Origin of the sequence: Actinomyces stomatis (genome assembly GCF_031292835.1) — a bacterium.
In the GTDB taxonomy this organism is placed as follows: domain Bacteria; phylum Actinomycetota; class Actinomycetes; order Actinomycetales; family Actinomycetaceae; genus Actinomyces; species Actinomyces stomatis.
In genome coordinates this window covers 239,466-257,120 of sequence record NZ_JASPEP010000001.1, presented here as the reverse complement: position 1 = coordinate 257,120, position 17,655 = coordinate 239,466, and the positions used below count along the sequence as shown (strand labels likewise).

Genomic DNA, 17,655 nt, shown 5'->3' with positions numbered 1-17,655 from the left:
GGGTCCTGTGGACCTGAGCGGCGCTTGGAAACGTATTCGCACCAGGTACCAGGTGATCCAAGTTAGGGTGGGAGGCATGATCTTGGAGCGCACCATCGCACCCGTGTTCGCAGCCAACTGCTATGTCCTGGCCGCAGGCCCGGGTGAGCCCGCCCTCGTCGTCGACCCCGGAGCCGGCTCCGTTCGCTGCGCCATGGCCCTCCTTCGGTCCAACCAGCTCACCCTGAGCGCCATCCTGCTCACCCACGGTCACGCCGACCACGTGTGGGACAGCCAGGCGCTCATCGAGGCTGCCCACGGTGAGGGCCTGCTCACCAGTGATGACGCCGTCGACGTGCCGGTCTACATCCCCGAGCGAGACCGGTACCGGCTCGAGGAGCCCGACATCACCACCGGCATCAGCGCCAACGGCATGAGCTTCACCGACATGGCCGGTACTGAGTGGAAGCAGCCCACCGACATCCGTCTCTTCCCGGGAGACGGCTTCTCCCAGGCCGTCGAGTTGGTCCCCGGCATCGCTCTACGCGCAGTCCCCGCTCCGGGCCACTCGGAGGGGTCCTCACTGTTCTTCTTCGAGGCCCGCCTGGCGGACAACGCCTTGCTGTACGAGGCCGAGGTCATTGAGGGCGACCCCTCTGCCGCCGACGAGGAGCGCACCTACCTCATGGCGCTCGACGGCGACGTCATCTTCAAGGGATCCGTGGGACGCACCGATCTTCCCGGCGGAGACCAGGTGCAGATGCTCGGTACCCTGCGGTTCCTGGCCAGCGCCGTCGACCCGGCCACCATTCTTCTGCCCGGGCACGGTGCAGTGACCACCATGGAGCACGAGCACCACGGCAACCCATACCTCGCCGAGGCCAAGATCCGTGGAGGAGACCTCAAGGCCTGACGGCGGTGCGCGGGCTCGCTGCCCGTCATGACACAATGCGGACCATGGCACAGGTACGACAAGCCCTCTCCTCACTGTCCGGCTTCCCCGAGTGGCTCCCCGCGGGCCACATCGTCGAGCAGCACTTCGTCGACATCCTGCGCCGCACCTTCGAGCTCCACGGCTTCAGCGGCATCCAGACCCGCGCCGTCGAGCCGCTGAGCGAGCTGACGAAGAAGGGGGAGACCTCCAAGGAGGTCTACCTGCTCAACCGCCTGCAGGCGGATCCTGCCGAGTCCGAGTCCGAGACGGATCCGCGCAAGCAGCTGGGGCTCCACTTCGACCTGACCGTCCCCTTCGCCCGCTACGTCGTCGACAATGCCGGGCTGCTGACCTTCCCGTTCAAGCGCTACCAGATTCAGAAGGTCTGGCGCGGGGAGCGGCCTCAGGAGGGAAGGTTCCGCGAGTTCATCCAGGCCGATATCGACATCGTCGGCGATGGCGCCCTGCCGCTCCACCACGATGTCGAGGTCCCCCTCATCATGCACGAGGCGCTCAGCTCCCTGCCGGTGCCCGCGGTCATCATCCACGTGTCCAACCGCAAGGTCGCCCAGGGCTTCTACCAGTCCATCGGCATCGACACGGACCGGCTCATCGAGGTCCTGCGCGTGGTCGACAAGCTCGACAAGATCGGCCCCGAGAAGGTGGCCGCCGAGCTGACCCAGAGCGTCGGTGTCAGTGCGCAGCAGGCGGCGCAGGCCCTCAGGCTCGCCACCATCACCGGAACCGAGGGCCAGGACGTCTCCGGGCAGGTCCTGCGGGCACTGGCGGGCGCCGAGCCCAGCGAGCTTCTCAACGAGGGCCTGGCCGAGCTGACCGCACTGCTCGAGGCCGCCGGACGACGTCGCCCCGGTGCCGTCATCGCCGACCTCAAGATCGCTCGCGGGCTGGACTACTACACCGGCACGGTCTACGAGTCCTTCATGGCCGGCCACGAGGATCTCGGCTCAGTGTGCTCCGGAGGCCGCTACGACTCCCTGGCCACCAACGGCAAGCGCACCTTCCCCGGTGTGGGCATCTCCATCGGTCTGTCCCGGCTCCTGGCCCGTGTCATCGGAGAGGGGCTCGTGGAGGTCAGCCGCTCCGTGCCCACGGCGGTGCTCGTGGCCGTGACTGACGAGGCCCACCGCTCCGCCTCCGACGCGATCGCCGATGCGCTGCGCGCCCGCGGCATCAGCGCCGACGTGGCTCCCAGTGCCGCCAAGTTCGGCAAGCAGATCAAGGCCGCGGACAAGCGCTCCATCCCCTTCGTGTGGTTCCCCGGTGCCGATGGCGCCCCTGACTCGGTCAAGGACATCCGCTCCGGTGAGCAGGTCGAGGCCGACGCCGCCACCTGGCAGCCGCCCACCGACGATGCCGCTCCACGGATCACCATCAGCCGGGTTGCGGCCTGCTCGCAGACCGGTGGCGAGGACGGCTGCGAGGTCGACTCAGCCTCATGACCATGAGCCGGAGCGAGTCCAGCAGCACGCACAACGTCCAGCAGGCGACGAGGGCGCTGTCCGCCCTCCGGGACAGCCTGACGACCTTGTCCATGCCCTACGTCCTTCAAGGAACCGCCGCCGCCTCGGACAAGGCCACGCTCATCCGTGACCAGCTCGGCGACTACATCCTTCCTCGCCTGGCCAGCCTGGACGCTCCGCTGCTGGCCGTGGTCGGCGGCTCGACCGGGGCGGGCAAATCGACCCTCGTGTCCTCACTCGTTCGCCGACACGTGGCCAGGGCCTCCGCGATCCGCCCCACCACGCGCCGTCCCCTGCTGCTGCACGCACCGACCGACGCCGCCTGGTTCGACACCGACCGGGTCCTGGGCTCCCTGTCACGACTGCGCGTGGCCCCCGATGCTCCGGCGAGCCCGGCCACCGACCACACGCCCAGAGAGCTCGAGCTGCGATCCTGTGAGGGACTCCCCGAGGGGCTGGCGATCGTGGACGCACCCGATGTCGACTCCGTGGTCGAGGACAACCGGGACCTGGCCGCGACGCTCCTTGCCGGTGCGGACCTGTGGATCTTCGTCACCACGGCAGCGCGCTACGCCGATGCCGTCCCCTGGGAGCACCTGCGGGCCGCGGCCGAGCGGCACATCACGGCTGCCATCGTCCTGGACCGGGTACCGGACGGTGCACAGGCAGAGGTGGAGGCCGATCTGCGTCGCCGGCTCGCGGAGGCTAACCTGGCCGAGGCTCCCGTCTTCACGATTCCTGAAACCACTCTGGACGACGACGGTTTTCTGCCCGAGTCCTGCGTCTCGCCGCTGCGCCAGTGGCTGGGAGCACTGGCCTCAGACGCCGCCGCTCGCCAGGACGTCGCGCACCGCAGCCTGACCGGGGCCATCGGTGCCGTACTGGCGCAGAGCGAGTTGCTCGCCGTCGAGCTGGACTCCCAGGAGGCCGAGCACGCCGAGCTGCGCCGAGCAGCCACCTCTGAGCACGACGACGCTCTTGAGCGCGTCATCGAGGCCACTGAGGACGGTTCCATGCTGCACGGCGAGGTGCTGACCCGCTGGCAGGAGTTCGTGGGTACCGGGGATCTGTTCCGGTCCTTGGAGGTGCAGGTGGGGCGGGTCCGCGACCGTATCACGTCGCTTCTGCGGGGGCGTCCGGCCCCGGCCAAGCGCGTTGAGCAGGCGATCGGCTCCTCCCTGGTCGAGCTCCTGGTCGCCGAGTCCCAACGGGCCTGCCTGGCCACGGAACGCTCCTGGAGGCGGGCCGGCACCTCCCAGCAGGCCCTGAACCGGGCGCTGGCGGAGGTGCCCACCCAGACCGGCCTTGAGGTCATTGCCGCGGCCCTCGTCCACGACTGGCAGCGTCAGGTTCTCACCCTCGTTCGAGCCGAGGGCTCTGACAAGCGGCTCACCGCCCGCCTGTTGTCCCTGGGGGTCAACGGAGCCGGAGTCGTCCTCATGATCCTCGTCTTCGCTCACACCGGTGGACTGACCGGGGGAGAGGTGGGGATTGCGGGCGGGACCGCCGTCCTCGCCCAGCGGGTCCTGGAGGCCGTCTTCGGAGACCAGGCGATGCGCGGCATGACCAAGACGGCCCGGGAGGACCTCAGTAGGCGTGCCACCGGTCTGTTCGCCAACCAGGCGAAGTGCTTCACTGATGCTCTTCCGGTCCCCACCCCCAGCGCAGAGACGCTGCGAGAACAACTTCGGGCCTGCCAGGAGGCGGCCACGTCGTTGCGCGCCCTGCCTGCCGCCCGCAGTCGCCGGACGGCAGGGAGGAGGGTCAGGTGACCACTGATCGCTCCGGCGCACTGGACCTGGCACTGGTTCTCGAGGGCCTGGAGAGGGCCGTCAACCTGGGTGAGCAGCTCGGTCTGCGTGAAGAGCTCACTCAGGCCAGGGATGTCCTCGCACAGGCCTCCCACCGTCGGCGTCTGGCGCCGGAGACGACGGTGGCGGCCCTTCTCGGGGCGACAGGGTCGGGCAAGTCCAGCCTCACCAACGCCCTGACCGGCTCCGAGGTGTCCCGTACCGCCCGCACCCGTCCGACGACCACCCAGCCCCTCGCCGTCGTCCCGGATACGGCCGTCGAGGCCACGGAGCTGTTGGACTGGCTGGCCATCAGCCACAGGGTGCGCGTCGATGGCGGCTGGGCCCTGGGCGAGACCACGGTACTGGTTGATCTGCCCGACATCGACTCCGACGAACCCGCGCACCGGGCCATCGCCCAGCGCATGGCGGGCAAGGTCGACGTCCTGGTCTGGGTCCTCGACCCGGAGAAGTACGCCGACGGCGTCGTTCATCGCGACTTCCTCATTCCCATGGCGGCACACGCCGACGTCATGGTCGTCGCCCTCAACCAGGTGGATCGGCTCGACTCTGAGAGCCGGGACGCAGTACTCACCGACCTGAGGAGGATCCTGGACCGCGAGGGTCTTGGAACCGTCTCGGTGGTGCCCGTCAGTGCCCTGACCGGAGAGGGCGTTGAGACCCTGGCGCACGCCGTGGCCTCGGTCGCCTCGAACAGGCTGGCCAGTGCCCGAAGCCTTGTCGCCCACGCCAGGCGCGCAGCCAGCGACATGGGAGAGCGGACGGGGCTCATTGCCCCATCCGCTTCACTCGCCGGTGCGCCGGATCCGGCCGCTCAGCAGGCCCCGCAGGTTAGTCAGTCCCTGAAGGCGCTCAGGCAGGCGGCCGCGAGCCTCGCCGGAGTCGACGTCGTCTCGCAGGCGGTCGAAGGATCGGACCGTCACCGGGCACACACTCGAGTCGGCTGGTTCTGGCTGCGGTGGATCGCACACCTGCGACGCGACCCGCTGCGAGCCCTCCACCTGGGAACCAGGCGCCCACCGGCACCAGAGGCCGGAGACGCTGAACGATCCGACGGCGCCACAGGGGCCGGTGTCATCGACCTCAGCTCCCTGCCCCCCGCAGGACCTGCGGCAACGGGCAGGCTGCGCAGCAGTGCTCACGTCTACGCCGTAGCGGCCTGCTCCGGGTTGCCCGGTGATCTGGCGGCCCAGGCCGTTCTGCGCAGTGACGAGCGCGCTGAGAAGCTTGCCGAGCCTCTGGATCTGGCTGTGGCCCAGGTGGACTACGGGGCGTGGAAGCGCCCGGCCTGGTGGAGCGTCGCGAACGTGCTGCAGTGGGTGACCGCACTGACGGCGCTCATCGGTGGGCTGTGGCTGGCAGCCATTCACGTTCTGGAGGACTACCTCCTGATCATCAGCATCGACGTTCCTCGCTGGGGGAGAGTCCCCTGGCCCACCATCCTCCTGCTCGGAGGTCTGCTGATCGGACTGGTCCTTGCGTGGGTGGGTACGTTCCTGGCCCGACTTCAGGCCAGGCGTCACAGCAGGCGGATCAGTGACCACTTGCGCCGGGCCACCGACGAGGTCATCGACGCCGAGCTCATCGAGCCGCTCAGGACCGAGACGCACGGATGGGGGGAGCTCGCGCGGATTCTGGAGCGAATCACCTGAAACGGCTCGAGGCGCGCTGTCAGAACCGGCCGGTGCGCCGCGCCCACAGCCCCAGGCCCACCGCCAGGATGAAGGCGTTCGGAATGACGCCCACCAGTGGGGAGACCAACAGCTCCCAACCCGGCGTGATCGGCAGTCCACCCTTGCTGAGGGGGATCTGGCTGAGGTTCGCGATCGAGTGCGCGACGAGACCCGGCCAGATGCTGCCGCTGAGGATCCGAAGCTCGGTGAACAAGGGCGCCCAGCAGATCATGATGGGAACTGTCATAAGGGCGTAGACGATCGGAGGGACGTCGTAGACCGCGCGGAGGAGCGCCTCGTCCATGAACCACGCGTAGTAAGGGATGTGCCACAGGCTCCAGATCATCCCGGAAATGAACCAGACCCAGGGGTCGGACAGCTTTCGGCCGAAGAGTGCAGGTGCCAGGTATCCACGCCAGGCGCCCTCCTCGGCGACGTTCTTGAGCACGGTCCCCAGCACGCCTGCAGCCACGACGCCTCCGAATGCTCCCAGCCCGGCGGGGGTCAGCCATCCCACGGCCCAGCCGATGGCAATGGGGATGGCGAAGGACAGTGGGAAGACGGTGAGCGCCACGCCATAGGTTCGCAGCCTGCCCGGTAGCCACGAAGCGGCGTAGGAACGGCGCAGTGACGGATCGCTCAGAGCCATGACAGCACCGGTCAGGAGTGGCGTCATGATCCAGATGAGGGTACCCGGTGCCTCCATGGAGTGGGGGTTGCCGAGTGCATTATCGACGAGGAGTCCGACCCAGCCGGAGCCCAGGGTGATGACGCTGAAAACGACGAGACGGGTCAAGGAGCTTTCGGCAGCTGCACCGGTGGAGGGAGATGCTTCATCCATACTCATACTATGCAATACGAGTATTGGATGATGCAAGTATATAGACGTCGACGCGTCTCCTCAGCGACCGTCCTCATCAGCGGTCTTGGCTCCCTCGGCGGCTCCCGACCGCGTACTGCTGGCGTCCGCGGCGATAGTGCGCCGGGTCTGGGCGAGCCACTCCAGTTGACTCTTTGTGCCGTCAATCCCAGCACGAAGGACTGCGGCCTTCATGGCGGTGTCGAGATCCACCACGTCGATATCGATCGCCTCCAGTTCCTCCAGCTCCCGGCGGAACCGCTCCTCGGCCTCGGACAGGAGTGCATCCACTCTCTCGTGACCCAGACGGGCCGCGAAGAAGACGCGTGCCAGCAGGGGATCCTTCACCGTATTGGGTTCCAGTGGGCTCATCAGCCAGGCATCGAGCTCGGCGCGACCCGACTCCGTCAGGCTGTGTAGCCGCCGATCCGGCCGACCGCTCTGAGGAATGACCTGCGTCGAAATGGCGCCATCGGCTTCAAGGCGGTCAAGAGTGCGATAGATCTGGGACTGGTCGGCGTGCCAGAAGTAAACGACTGAGCTGGTGAATGCTCGATTGAGGTCATAGCCGCTCTGTGGTTGATGGGACAGCAGCCCGAGGATGGCGTGTCTGAGTCTCATGCGCACACAGTATGCGAAGAGGATCCCGCAGCGCCGATCGCCTCACATGACCGGCTGCGATGATGGGTGGGGCGGCAACGTGTGTTGCCGCCCCACCCATCGTGTCAGTGAGCCGCCGGGGACTCAGCGGTCGCCGCGTCGTCCGCGGAAGCCGCCCCGGTTGCCGCCGAAGCGGTTCTGGTTGCGCTCACCGTAGCCACGGCGGTCATCCCGGTAGCCGTCGCGGTTGTAGCCGCGACCGTCCCGGTCCTCGCGTCGACCGCGGAAGCCGTCCCGTTCGCCACGGCGCTCGTCCCACCGGCGGTTGTCGCGGCGGTCCCCGCGCTCCGAGCGGTCGTAACCGCCCCTACCGCCGCGTCCGTCACGGTCCTTCCAGCCGCGCTCGCCGTCATCACGGCGGGGGCGGAATCCGCGCTCCGGCCGTTCGCCGCGCTCACCGCGGTCCTTGCGGTCGTCCCAGTCGCGCCGCTTGGGACGGCGCTCTGCGCCGTTGGGGCCGGACCAGCCGTGACCCGGACCCTCGTCGGGGCGGATCCGCAGCTCGCGGCCGGCAAAGGTCGCCCGCCCCATGACGCTCAGCTGCTCGGGGCTGAGATCGGCGTAGATCGTGACCAGGGAGAAGGACTGAAGGATGTCGATCTTGCCGATATCGGAGCCCTCGATCCCGCCCTCATTGGCCAGAGCGCCGACGATCGCGCCGGGAAGGACCCGGTCTCGGTGCCCTACCTCAACGCGGTAGACGGTGCCGGGGCCCTCGTGCTCGCGGCGGCCGGACCGCGTGGCCGAGCGGCGGCCCTCGCCCCGTTCGCCGCGACGGTTCTTCTCGCGCCCGCCTTCGAAGGAGGCCGACAGGAAGGTCCCCTCGGAGTCGAGGTTCTCCTCACGGCGCGCGCGCTGGGCACGCTCACCGCCACGGTCCTCGCGCCTGCGCGGTCCCTCGTCTCCCACGGCCAGGGCCAGCAGCGTGGCCGCCAGCTCCTCGACGTCGATGTCCAACTCCCGGGCGGAGTCGGCCACCAGCGGCAGGTACATGTCCAGACGGCCGCGCTCGTGGCGGGCGGCGGCCTTGGACAGGAGCTTGCGGGCACGGTGCTCGGAGACGTCCGCGGGAGACGGCAAGGTGATCTCCTCCAGACGGCTTCCGGTGAGGCGCTCGATCTGGCGGAGCTTGCCCTTCTCCTTGGGGGTCAGGAAGGTGACGGCCTCCCCGTGGCGGCCGGCGCGGCCCGTGCGACCGATACGGTGCACATAGGCCTCGGCCTCACGGGGCACGTCGAAGTTGACGACCAGGCCGATGCGGTCCACGTCCAGTCCGCGGGCGGCAACGTCGGTGGCCACCAGCACGTCGAGGGTCCCGGCGCGCAGTCGCTCCACGAGGCGCTCGCGCTCGCGCTGAGGCACGTCACCGGAGATGGCAGCGGCCTGGATGCCCCGGCCCGCCAGCTCGATGGCGACGTCCTCGGCCGTGGACTTGGTCCGCACGAAGACGATGGCGGCCTCGGCGTCAGTGACGGCCAGGACCCGGGAGACGGCCCCGATCTTGTGGCGGAAGGGAACCACCGCGTAGGTCTGGTGAACGGTGGCGACGGTGGAGGCCGGCCTGGAGACCTCGACCTGAACGGGCTCGTGAAGGTGCTGGCGCGCCACGGCCTGGATGGCCGGAGGCATCGTCGCGGAGAACAGGGCGGTGCGCCGATCGGTGGGAAGGGACTGAGCAATCGTCTCGACGTCCTCTGCGAAGCCCATGCGCAGCATCTCATCGGCCTCGTCCAGGACGAAGTAGCGCACGTCGTCGAGCTGGAGAGCGCCCTTGTCAATGAGGTCGATGACGCGTCCGGGAGTGCCGACGACGACCTGGGCGCCGCCCTTGAGAGCGCCGATCTGGGGACCATAGGGAGCGCCGCCGTAGACGGCCACCACGTCGAGGCCGCGGGAGCGGGCGGCCATATCGGTGATGGCCTCGGCGCTCTGGAGCGCGAGCTCGCGGGTGGGGGCCAGGACGAGTGCCTGAACCACGCTGTCACGGGAGTCGACGGCGTCGAGCAGCGGCAGTCCGAAGGCCGCCGTCTTGCCGGTTCCGGTCTGGGCGACGCCGACGACGTCGCGGCCGGCCAGCAGGACCGGGATCGCCTCCTTCTGGATTGCGGTCGGGGTCACGAAGCCCATGTCGGTGATGGCCTTGAGCAGGTCCCCGGGAAGACCCAGGTCGGCGAAGGTGATCTCGTCGTCCTCGCGACCCGCCTTCACCTCGTCCTCGTCCCGGTTGCGCGGGGACGTGGCGTGCTCGTCGGCGTGCCGGTGGCCATCGGAATCAGTGTCGGTGTCGATGAAAGGAGTGTGGCCGTCGACCTCGTCCTCATCGATGTCGACACCGTCGTCCTCATCGGGGTCGTCGACCCCGTCCTCCGGGTCGGCCTCGGGGAGGTTCCGGTCGACGTCGTCCGCTTCGTCCTCGTGGTCGACGTCCTCAGGGTCCTCAGGGGAGTCGGAGGAGGCGGGAGTCGCGAAGTCCTCAGGGGAGGAGGTGGCGTCGTCGGAGTGGTGCGGCGCGGCAACGTCGTCGTCGGTCTTGGTCGGCCGGCCGCCGGAGAGCTCGGCGGAGAAGAGCGCGTCGAGACTCAGGGGGCCGTTGCTGTCGGAGCTCCGGGCGTCGTCGGAGGCACCGGGCACAGTGCTGCTGGAGGAGGTAGTCATGAAGTTTTCCCATATCTGTCCCCATGAAGATGTCGGGGACCGCGGCGGAGTGTGGGGGAGGACCTTTTGTCCTCCGCTCTTTGCCGTACCTGGCCCACCACACTCGCCCCGCACCCGGACTGGCCGGGTGACTCATGGGCTAACACGCACAGACTCACGGGATGCTCATGCCGCACACCGGATGCGGCAGGACCCGAACGGGGTCAACAGGGCACGGATCGCTCCTGAGCCCAGGCTACGGGAGAATCGGCGGCATTCTGTGCTCCACGGTCTGGATCACAGGTGAGGTCGGTCTCGTGGCCATGTCAGCAGCCCTACGGATCGAGCCCCGCAACGTCATCATCCGGCTACTCGCCTCACGGAGGAGTCGACCACGGCCGGCACCGCGTCAGGAGCTGACCTTCGCTGCACCGTTGCCAGGCCAGTGCGGCGCCGCTGTAGAGTCGGCGGGGTGAGTGAGGCGCGTAGCCGCGAGCCATCCGCACCGCGGGCTCGGTGGCGAGAGCTGGTCCCCACCCCGTTGGCGCCGGACGGGGGCCCTGTTCGGATGACTCCGGCGTGGTGGCCTCAGGCTCCCGACGATTCAGCCTTGGCCGCCGCTGCGGCCGGTGGCTGTCCTCTCCTGGGGGAGAGCCGTGTCGTCGACGGGGTCGAGATGGTGGAGACGACCTTCCTGTGGCGCGATGACCAGCAGCACGGCGCCAGTCCGAGTGTTCTCATCCATCTCAACACCCTGACCGACAACCATCGCACCCACATCGCGCCGGCGCTCGCCGTCCGGGTTCCCGGAACCGGCTGGTGGGCGCTTCATGTCCTGCTGCCGCAGGATGCGCTCCTGGGTTACCGAATCGTCGTGACTCAAGCCCCGCTGCCTGACGACGCCGGGGCCCGGCGCGAGTGCTGGAAGCGTGTTCACGCGCTGGGGCGGCCGGATCCTCTCAACCCCGACCGACTGCATGACGGCTTCGGCCTGGTCTCCTCGATGTGGCTGGGGCCCAAGGCCCTGCTGCACCCGGACTGGAGGACCGGTTCGGGGGCTCTGGCGGACCAGGCGCTGAACCGTCCCCATGATGAGCGCGACGGGTACGACATCAGGTTCGACCTGGAGGACGAGGCGTTGAGGGACTTTGATGAGCCGCACGATCCCAGGCGCCGAGTCACGCTGTGGCGCGGGTGCCGTGTCCCGGAATCCTCCGGTGGGCGGTACGAGCGCGGCCTGCTGGTCCTGCTCGACGGAAACATCTGGCGCGGTAACGACGCCGTCGATCACCTGGCCGCCAGATCCAGCCGCTGGGATCTGCTGCTCATCGACTCCGGCGGCCTGGCGATGCGCTCACGCGACCTGGCGGATCCACGACGCAGCAGAGAGCTGCTCCACCGTTGCCTGCAGGCGGCACGACGGGCGGCCGGCGACCATGGGCGCGCGACCGACTCACCTTCTGACGGTGTTGGTGTGCACCCATGGTCTCCGCATCGGATCGTGGTGGCCGGGCAGTCCTTGGGAGGGGTCGCAGCAGCCGACTTCGTTCTGCACCATCCCGAGCTGGCCACCCGCGCGGTTGTCCAGTCCGGCTCCTTCTGGCTTGGCTCGGAGTGTCGTGGTGAGGGCGAGGGGGAGCTGCTGACCTGGCTGCGCCGCCGTGCTGAGACTCGCAGCGACTCCATCGGATCGTGGGGGCAGGAGGAGCTGGATGCCCGCAGCGGTGGCGGTCTGGAGGCTCGCCTGGTGGTGCAGTGCGGGGTCCATGAAGGCGGCCTGCAACGCGCCGCTCGAACAGCGGCGGTGTTCCTCGAGCAGGAGGGGGCTCTCGTCGAGTACCGGGAGGAGCGCGGTGGCCATGACTACGCCTGGTGGCGTCATGGTCTGTCGCGGGGACTCGATGCTCACGAGCAGGACCTGGGACTCCAGCAGCCGGGCACCTGAGCGCGCTTTCACGGGTGGCCGTCGGAGAAGAGAGGGGCGCGGGGCGGGGCCCCGATCTGCTGCACGAATAAAACCGTGACTCAAAAGAAATCTTGGCCACAACGGGATCACGTATACTGATTTAGCGTTACCAACGCTTGAGTTTCCCTAAGAATTCCGGTTCTGAATGATCTCATCCCGACCGGTCGTAGGGTTATCCGTGTGTATACTTAACCAGGAATCGACGACGCGGACGATGTTTTCTGGTGATAGCGGATTCTTAGAAAGGGGGCGTCCGTCTATCATCGTTCGCGAAAGGCGGCCGCGCCTGCTTCGCGGTGCGTCCTTTCCTCGTGCATCTCGGTTGTCAGCCATTTGCTGTACGAGTAAGTCCATCTGCCCCCGCCCATGAACGAGACCACGTCATGCAATACGCTCAGCGGCTGCTTGCGGCCCTCCCTGCGACCAGGGTCGGTGTGCGCGCAATTCTTGCTGTTCTGACAGCCTTTGGCATTGTTCTGGCCACCGCCGGTGTGGCCGCCATGCCCCTCCTGAACGAAGGCAAAGCCGCTGAGGATTCCGAGAACGGCTCGGCCTGCCACCCCGCAGCCAGAATGGTCTACCCCGAGGGCCAGTCGGAACCCGAGTATGTGGTTCCGGTCTACGAGACTGGATTCGGCGTGGGAGTTGAGTCAATCCTGTCGGACTGGTGCAGTACCGCAGGAGAAGTCCTGGAGGACCCCGCCATCACGCTCAACGTCGTCGAGGGAAGGACCGTCACTCCGTACCTGCTTCCTGGTCTCAATGCCGAGCTCGAGCGACCGGCTCCCGCCAACGGCGAGCAGGACGTGTTCATCCCGACCGACTATCTCGTCAAGGGTATGCGTCAGGTCACCGGGGACAGCGGCTGGGACGTCGGCACAAGGGTCTTCAGCCTTACCTACACCAGCGGAACAGTGAGTGCGACAACAGGCCTGTTCTCCTTCGTCAAGCAGGACCCGAATGTCATCAACCCTCCGGCCCCCGAACCAACACCGGAGCCGACTGCTGAACCGACTTCCGAGCCGTCCGCCGCACCCACCGCGGAGCCGAGCGCTGAGCCCACGCCGGAGCCGACTCCTGAACCAGTGCCGGACCCCTCCGTGTCTCCTACGCCGACTCCCACACCGACTTCCTCAGCGGCCCCCAGCTCACCGGCACCCCCCACACCGACTCCCTCCGCAGCACCCAGCGCGTCTGCCAGTCCTTCCATGACTGCCTCACCCAGCTCATCGCCCTCGCCTACAGGGGCGCCTCTGCCTGAGCCGACTGCGTCCGCTCAGCCGAGCGCATCCCCGAGCGCCGCTGTTGAGACGTGCCAGGCCAAGCCCACCGTCCAGGTGCTCAGCTCCGACGGCTCCGACCCTCAGGGGGGCGAACCCGCCTACGACCCAGAGAACGCTGTCAGAGTCCGGGGTTCGGGTTGGTGCTCCCAAGGGACGATGCTCGATGGCGAGAAGTCGGTCGAGATCAAGGTCGCGGCCTACGGTGGGTACGTGATTCCGGGGACGCTCTCGGTCCCCGTCACCTTCCACCACGGGTCCTTCGACGCCCAGCTCAACCTGTCGGCGCTCTACACCGCAGGCAACGCCGATAAAGGACGCTACTACGTCCAGGTCTCGTCCATTGGTGCCGGGCTGACGGCCGGCACCAACATCTTCACCCTCAGCAAGGCCGTTGCTCCACAACCCAAGCCGGATCCGGCCCCCGCGCCGAGCCAGGCCCCCACTCCGAGCGCTGAGCCCTCGGCCACCGGGGCGCCCACCAGGGAACCCGCGCCGGAGCCGACTGGTTCACCCTCCGGCCCTGCTCCCACCCTCTCGGCCGAACCCAATCAGAACGCTCAGAAGCCGAATCCGGATGACGGCGGGCGCCCCGGAACGGATGGCGCCCCAGGCATCAACCCGGGCGACACGGGTTCCGGTACAGGTGCAGGAGCCGGCACAGACGCCGGTGCAGGTGTCCAGGGCGACTCCTCCGCACCTCAGGCACCCGGCACCGGATCGGACTCACGCTCCTCGGCCTCGCAGGACGGCTCCGCCCCTCAGCAGGCAAACGCAGGAGCTGCTCCCGCCCCGAGCGCCGGCGGCTCAGGAGACGTACGCGCACAGGCCCCGGAGGACTCCGCGGCTTCGACGCAGGGCTCGCCCGAGCCCGACACGTCCTCTCAGCGCACTGTCCGTCCTGACCGGAGCCCGGTGCCCCCGGTGGCCAGCGCCGCGCACCTGAGCGCGGACAATGCCGGCTCCTTGTCCGGCTCCCGCCAGGGCAACATCGTCAACCTCGTCCTGCCCAAGTCCAAGGTGCAGGCGGGCGAGTGGGTGTCGGTGTTCGTCTTCCCCGGAGCCACCACCAAGGGCTGGGTGCAGGTCGACGACGCCAACAGCGTCTCCATCGACATCTCGACATTCGAGTCCGGCTCCTACGAGTTGGCGGTAGCCGATCGTGACAACAGCCTGCTGGGATGGGCGAAGCTGGAGATCTCCTCCGCGTCCTTCGATCCTCGCAATCCGGCACAGGCTCAGCTCCTGCCCCTCCCGGACAAAGCGGCTGCGTCCACGAAGGGACTCAGTGCCAACGACATGCTCCTGGGCAGCGCTGGAGGACTGCTGGTCGTCGGTGCCGTGAGCCTGCTGGTCGCTGCGTTCTCCGGCATGCCGCTCGGCGCACCCCGGTCCGCCCCGCAACTGCGGATGCCGCGCAGGCGCTGAGACGGTGCGGTAGAGATCGTCAATGACATCGTCACGGGGCCGGAACACGCGGCCGTGGAAAGGAGGTGGGAGCAGATGATCCGGACGTCCCGGATGACAGAGCGCATACGTCGAGATCGGCGTCCTGCACCGGCTTGGCATCGGACCGGCTTCCGCTGCCTCCAGGGCTCGACGCGCGTGCTCATCGTCGTCTGCTCCGTCCTCCTCGCATCCCTGGCAGCCCTGGTCTCCACGAGCCCCGCTGCCAGGGCGGACACCAAGACCGGTCCCTCCACCACAGGAACCGCCTCAACGGTGAGCCCCTCGACAGTCGCCGTCGGAGGAACGATCATGTACACGCTCTCGGGATTTCCCAGTGGCGTGACGGTCCAGGTCCTCGTCGACGACGGCGCGCTGGTCGCCTCTCACCCCACGGAGTCCGAGGTGGTCGCCACGATCACCGTCAAGAAGGACGGCACCGCTGCGGGCTCCTTCGAGCTTCCCGAGTACGTCGAGCAGGGAAACCACTGGCTGCGATTCCGGGTCTCCGGGGCTCAGGGGGAGAGCGGCCAGGAGAGCAACGCGGCGGACTACACCAACAAGAGCCCCTACTTCACTGTTTCGGGCGTCACGGTCATCGGAGGGTCCACCCCTCCCACCGTTCCGCCCGCTCCGACGCCACCACCCCGTCAGGTCGCGGCCGTGGGGCGGCCCAATGGTGCCGGAGCCTCCGGCATCCAGGCCGCTGGTCCAGATGGCGGGTCAACCGGTTTTCCGATCATCGGTGCCTCCATCCTCGTGCTCAGCGTGATCCTGGTCGTGCTGTCGGTGCTCGTGGCGATCAACCGTCGCAGGATGGCGGCCTACCAACGCCGTCGGGCCATGGCCTGACGCCCGAGTGCCGAGCTCCTTGTAAACTGCCGCCGGCGCCCACCCGTCTCGTGGTGCGCCCCGACGGGCACCGGCTCAGTGCCCCACACGGAAGGAACTCAGCACCGTGCTGCGAACTCGCACCGCAGGCTCCCTGCGCGCCTCAGACATCGGCCAGGTCGTGACCCTCACCGGATGGGTGGACCGACGGCGTGACCACGGAGGCGTGGCCTTCATCGACTTGCGGGACGCCTCGGGTATCGCCCAGGTCGTCATCCGGGAGGAGATCGCCCACGACCTGCGCGCCGAGTACGTCCTGGCCGTCACCGGTGAGGTGAGCGCCCGCCCTGAGGGCAACGCCAACCCGAACCTGCCCACCGGCGAGATCGAGGTCGTCGTCTCCGACGTCGAGATCCTCAATGCCTCCGCCCCGCTGCCCTTCCAGGTCTCCGACCACGCCGAGGACGCCGGACAGGTCGGCGAGGAGTCCCGGCTGCGTTACCGCTACCTCGACCTGCGGCGCAGTGCCATGCAACACGCCATCCGCCTGCGTGCCAAGGTCAGCCAGGCCGCTCGCAGGGTCCTGGACTCCCATGACTTCGTGGAGATCGAGACCCCCACCCTGACCCGCTCCACCCCGGAGGGAGCCCGCGACTTCCTGGTCCCGGCTCGTCTGGCACCGGGCTCCTGGTACGCCCTGCCGCAGAGCCCGCAGCTGTTCAAGCAGCTGCTCATGGTTGCCGGTATGGAGCGCTACTACCAGATCGCCCGCTGCTACCGGGATGAGGACTTCCGCGCCGACCGCCAGCCCGAGTTCACCCAGCTCGATGTGGAGATGAGCTTCGTCGAGCAGGACGACGTCATCGCCGTCGCCGAGGACGTGCTGCGCGAGGTATGGGCCCTCATCGACTACGACCTGCCCACGCCCATTGCCCGCATGACCTACCGCGACGCCATGGAGAAATACGGCTCGGACAAGCCCGACCTGCGTTTCGGCTGCGAGCTGGTGGACCTGACCGACTACTTCAAGGACACCACCTTCCGGGTCTTCCAGAACCCCTACGTGGGTGCCGTCGTCATGCCCGGCGGGGCCTCCCAGTCCCGACGCACCTTCGACGCCTGGCAGGAGTGGGCCAAGCAGCGCGGTGCCAAGGGCCTGGCCTACGTCACCGTCGCCGACGACGGGACCCTCGGTGGCCCCGTCGCCAAGAACATCACCGACGCCGAGCGCGAGGGCCTGGCCCAGGCCGCCGGTGCCGAGCCCGGAGACTGCATCTTCTTCGCCGCGGGTCCCGTGGACTCCTCCCGCGCCCTGCTGGGCGCCGCCCGCCTGGAGATCGGCAAGCGCTGCGGCCTCATCAACGACGACGAGTGGTCCTTCGTCTGGATCGTGGACGCCCCCTTGTTCAAGCCTTCCGCCGACGCCAAGGCCGACGGCGACGTGGCCCTGGGCAAGTCCGCCTGGACCGCGGTCCACCACGCCTTCACCTCGCCCAAGCCCGAGTGCCTGGAGACCTTCGACACCGACCCGGGCAACGCCCTGGCCTACGCCTACGACATCGTCTGCAACGGCAACGAGATCGGCGGTGGCTCCATCCGTATCCACCGCAGCGACGTTCAGGAGCGCGTCTTCAACGTTATGGGGATCGGTGAGCAGGAGGCTCAGGAGAAGTTCGGCTTCCTTCTGGACGCCTTCACCTTCGGCGCCCCACCGCATGGCGGTATCGCCTTCGGCTGGGACCGCATCGTCTCCTTGCTGACCAAGGCCGACTCCATCCGTGACGTCATCGCCTTCCCGAAGTCCGGTGGCGGCTTCGACCCGCTGACCGAGGCGCCTGCTCCGATCACGCCCGAGCAGCGCAAGGAGGCCGGGGTCGACGCCGTCCCGGACGACGAGTGACGAGTCCGGCTCTGCGGCGCAGGGCAAAGAGGACGGGATGAAGCAGAGCTGAGTTCGAAGGTCGCGTCGTCAGGCTAAGACTTGCGGATGGGGTGCCGATCCCGGTGTCGCGGATACACCCGGGGGCCTCGGCCCCCGGGGAGCACCGAACTCGACGACTTTCGCCACAGGCCCTGGAAGACCTGCCCTCATCGGAATCGA

At 68.2% G+C, this 17,655-nt stretch carries 11 protein-coding genes; 8 read left to right on the top strand and 3 right to left on the bottom strand.

Annotated features, from left to right (window positions below):
• The first annotated feature begins 76 nt into the window (after positions 1-76).
• Genes RIV12_RS01055 through RIV12_RS01040 form a run of 4 tightly spaced genes read left to right on the top strand, consistent with a single transcriptional unit; the run spans position 77 to position 5,857 of the window.
• Positions 77-892 carry an MBL fold metallo-hydrolase gene (locus RIV12_RS01055; RefSeq protein WP_309321588.1) on the top strand — a complete coding sequence of 272 codons (816 nt, stop codon included), beginning with the start codon at positions 77-79 and terminating at the stop codon, positions 890-892.
• A 35-nt stretch (positions 893-927) separates the two neighbouring features.
• Complete coding sequence (hisS, locus tag RIV12_RS01050; RefSeq protein ID WP_309321587.1) at positions 928-2,373, top strand: histidine--tRNA ligase; 1,446 nt, start codon at positions 928-930, stop codon at positions 2,371-2,373.
• Positions 2,370-4,166 (top strand): dynamin family protein, encoded by a 1,797-nt coding sequence (locus RIV12_RS01045; RefSeq protein WP_075416987.1) that lies wholly within the window; start codon positions 2,370-2,372, stop codon positions 4,164-4,166. The genes hisS and RIV12_RS01045 overlap by 4 nt, the downstream gene beginning before the upstream one ends.
• Complete coding sequence (locus tag RIV12_RS01040; protein ID WP_309321585.1) at positions 4,163-5,857, top strand: GTPase family protein; 1,695 nt, start codon at positions 4,163-4,165, stop codon at positions 5,855-5,857. The genes RIV12_RS01045 and RIV12_RS01040 overlap by 4 nt, the downstream gene beginning before the upstream one ends.
• A 19-nt stretch (positions 5,858-5,876) precedes the next feature.
• Here RIV12_RS01040 and RIV12_RS01035 read toward each other — a convergent pair whose 3' ends face one another.
• From RIV12_RS01035 to RIV12_RS01025, 3 genes are all read right to left on the bottom strand, one after another.
• Positions 5,877-6,719 (bottom strand): CPBP family intramembrane glutamic endopeptidase, encoded by an 843-nt coding sequence (locus RIV12_RS01035; protein WP_309321583.1) that lies wholly within the window; start codon positions 6,717-6,719, stop codon positions 5,877-5,879.
• Between the two features lie 60 nt (positions 6,720-6,779).
• Positions 6,780-7,358, bottom strand: coding sequence for a PadR family transcriptional regulator (locus RIV12_RS01030; RefSeq protein ID WP_075416984.1), 579 nt, complete (start codon positions 7,356-7,358; stop codon positions 6,780-6,782).
• Positions 7,359-7,481: 123 nt separating this feature from the next.
• Positions 7,482-10,052, bottom strand: coding sequence for a DEAD/DEAH box helicase (locus RIV12_RS01025; protein WP_309321581.1), 2,571 nt, complete (start codon positions 10,050-10,052; stop codon positions 7,482-7,484).
• A 655-nt stretch (positions 10,053-10,707) separates the two neighbouring features.
• Here RIV12_RS01025 and RIV12_RS01020 point away from each other — a divergent pair.
• From RIV12_RS01020 to aspS, 4 genes are all read left to right on the top strand, one after another.
• Positions 10,708-11,976, top strand: a complete 1,269-nt coding sequence (locus tag RIV12_RS01020; protein ID WP_143224031.1) for an enterochelin esterase domain-containing protein — start codon at positions 10,708-10,710, stop codon at positions 11,974-11,976.
• Between the two features lie 404 nt (positions 11,977-12,380).
• Positions 12,381-14,705 (top strand): hypothetical protein, encoded by a 2,325-nt coding sequence (locus RIV12_RS01015; RefSeq protein ID WP_075416981.1) that lies wholly within the window; start codon positions 12,381-12,383, stop codon positions 14,703-14,705.
• A gap of 93 nt (positions 14,706-14,798) precedes the next feature.
• Entirely contained in the window at positions 14,799-15,575 is a 777-nt protein-coding gene (locus RIV12_RS01010) for a DNA-directed RNA polymerase II (protein WP_309321580.1), read from the top strand.
• Positions 15,576-15,681: 106 nt separating this feature from the next.
• A complete protein-coding gene (aspS, locus tag RIV12_RS01005) occupies positions 15,682-17,454 on the top strand; it encodes an aspartate--tRNA ligase (RefSeq protein ID WP_075416979.1) in 1,773 nt (590 codons plus the stop codon).
• Positions 17,455-17,655: the final 201 nt, after the last annotated feature.

What these genes read in the sequence shown, in the direction of transcription:
- RIV12_RS01015 (WP_075416981.1), top strand. Translation starts at nt 12,381, where the DNA reads ATGCAATACGCTCAGCGGCTGCTTGCGGCCCTCCCTGCGACCAGGGTC.
- RIV12_RS01055 (WP_309321588.1), top strand. Translation starts at nt 77, where the DNA reads ATGATCTTGGAGCGCACCATCGCACCCGTGTTCGCAGCCAACTGCTAT.
- RIV12_RS01025 (WP_309321581.1), bottom strand. Translation starts at nt 10,052, where the DNA reads ATGACTACCTCCTCCAGCAGCACTGTGCCCGGTGCCTCCGACGACGCC.
- hisS (WP_309321587.1), top strand. Translation starts at nt 928, where the DNA reads ATGCGGACCATGGCACAGGTACGACAAGCCCTCTCCTCACTGTCCGGC.
- RIV12_RS01035 (WP_309321583.1), bottom strand. Translation starts at nt 6,719, where the DNA reads ATGGATGAAGCATCTCCCTCCACCGGTGCAGCTGCCGAAAGCTCCTTG.
- RIV12_RS01030 (WP_075416984.1), bottom strand. Translation starts at nt 7,358, where the DNA reads ATGAGACTCAGACACGCCATCCTCGGGCTGCTGTCCCATCAACCACAG.
- RIV12_RS01010 (WP_309321580.1), top strand. Translation starts at nt 14,799, where the DNA reads ATGACAGAGCGCATACGTCGAGATCGGCGTCCTGCACCGGCTTGGCAT.
- RIV12_RS01045 (WP_075416987.1), top strand. Translation starts at nt 2,370, where the DNA reads ATGACCATGAGCCGGAGCGAGTCCAGCAGCACGCACAACGTCCAGCAG.
- RIV12_RS01020 (WP_143224031.1), top strand. Translation starts at nt 10,708, where the DNA reads ATGGTGGAGACGACCTTCCTGTGGCGCGATGACCAGCAGCACGGCGCC.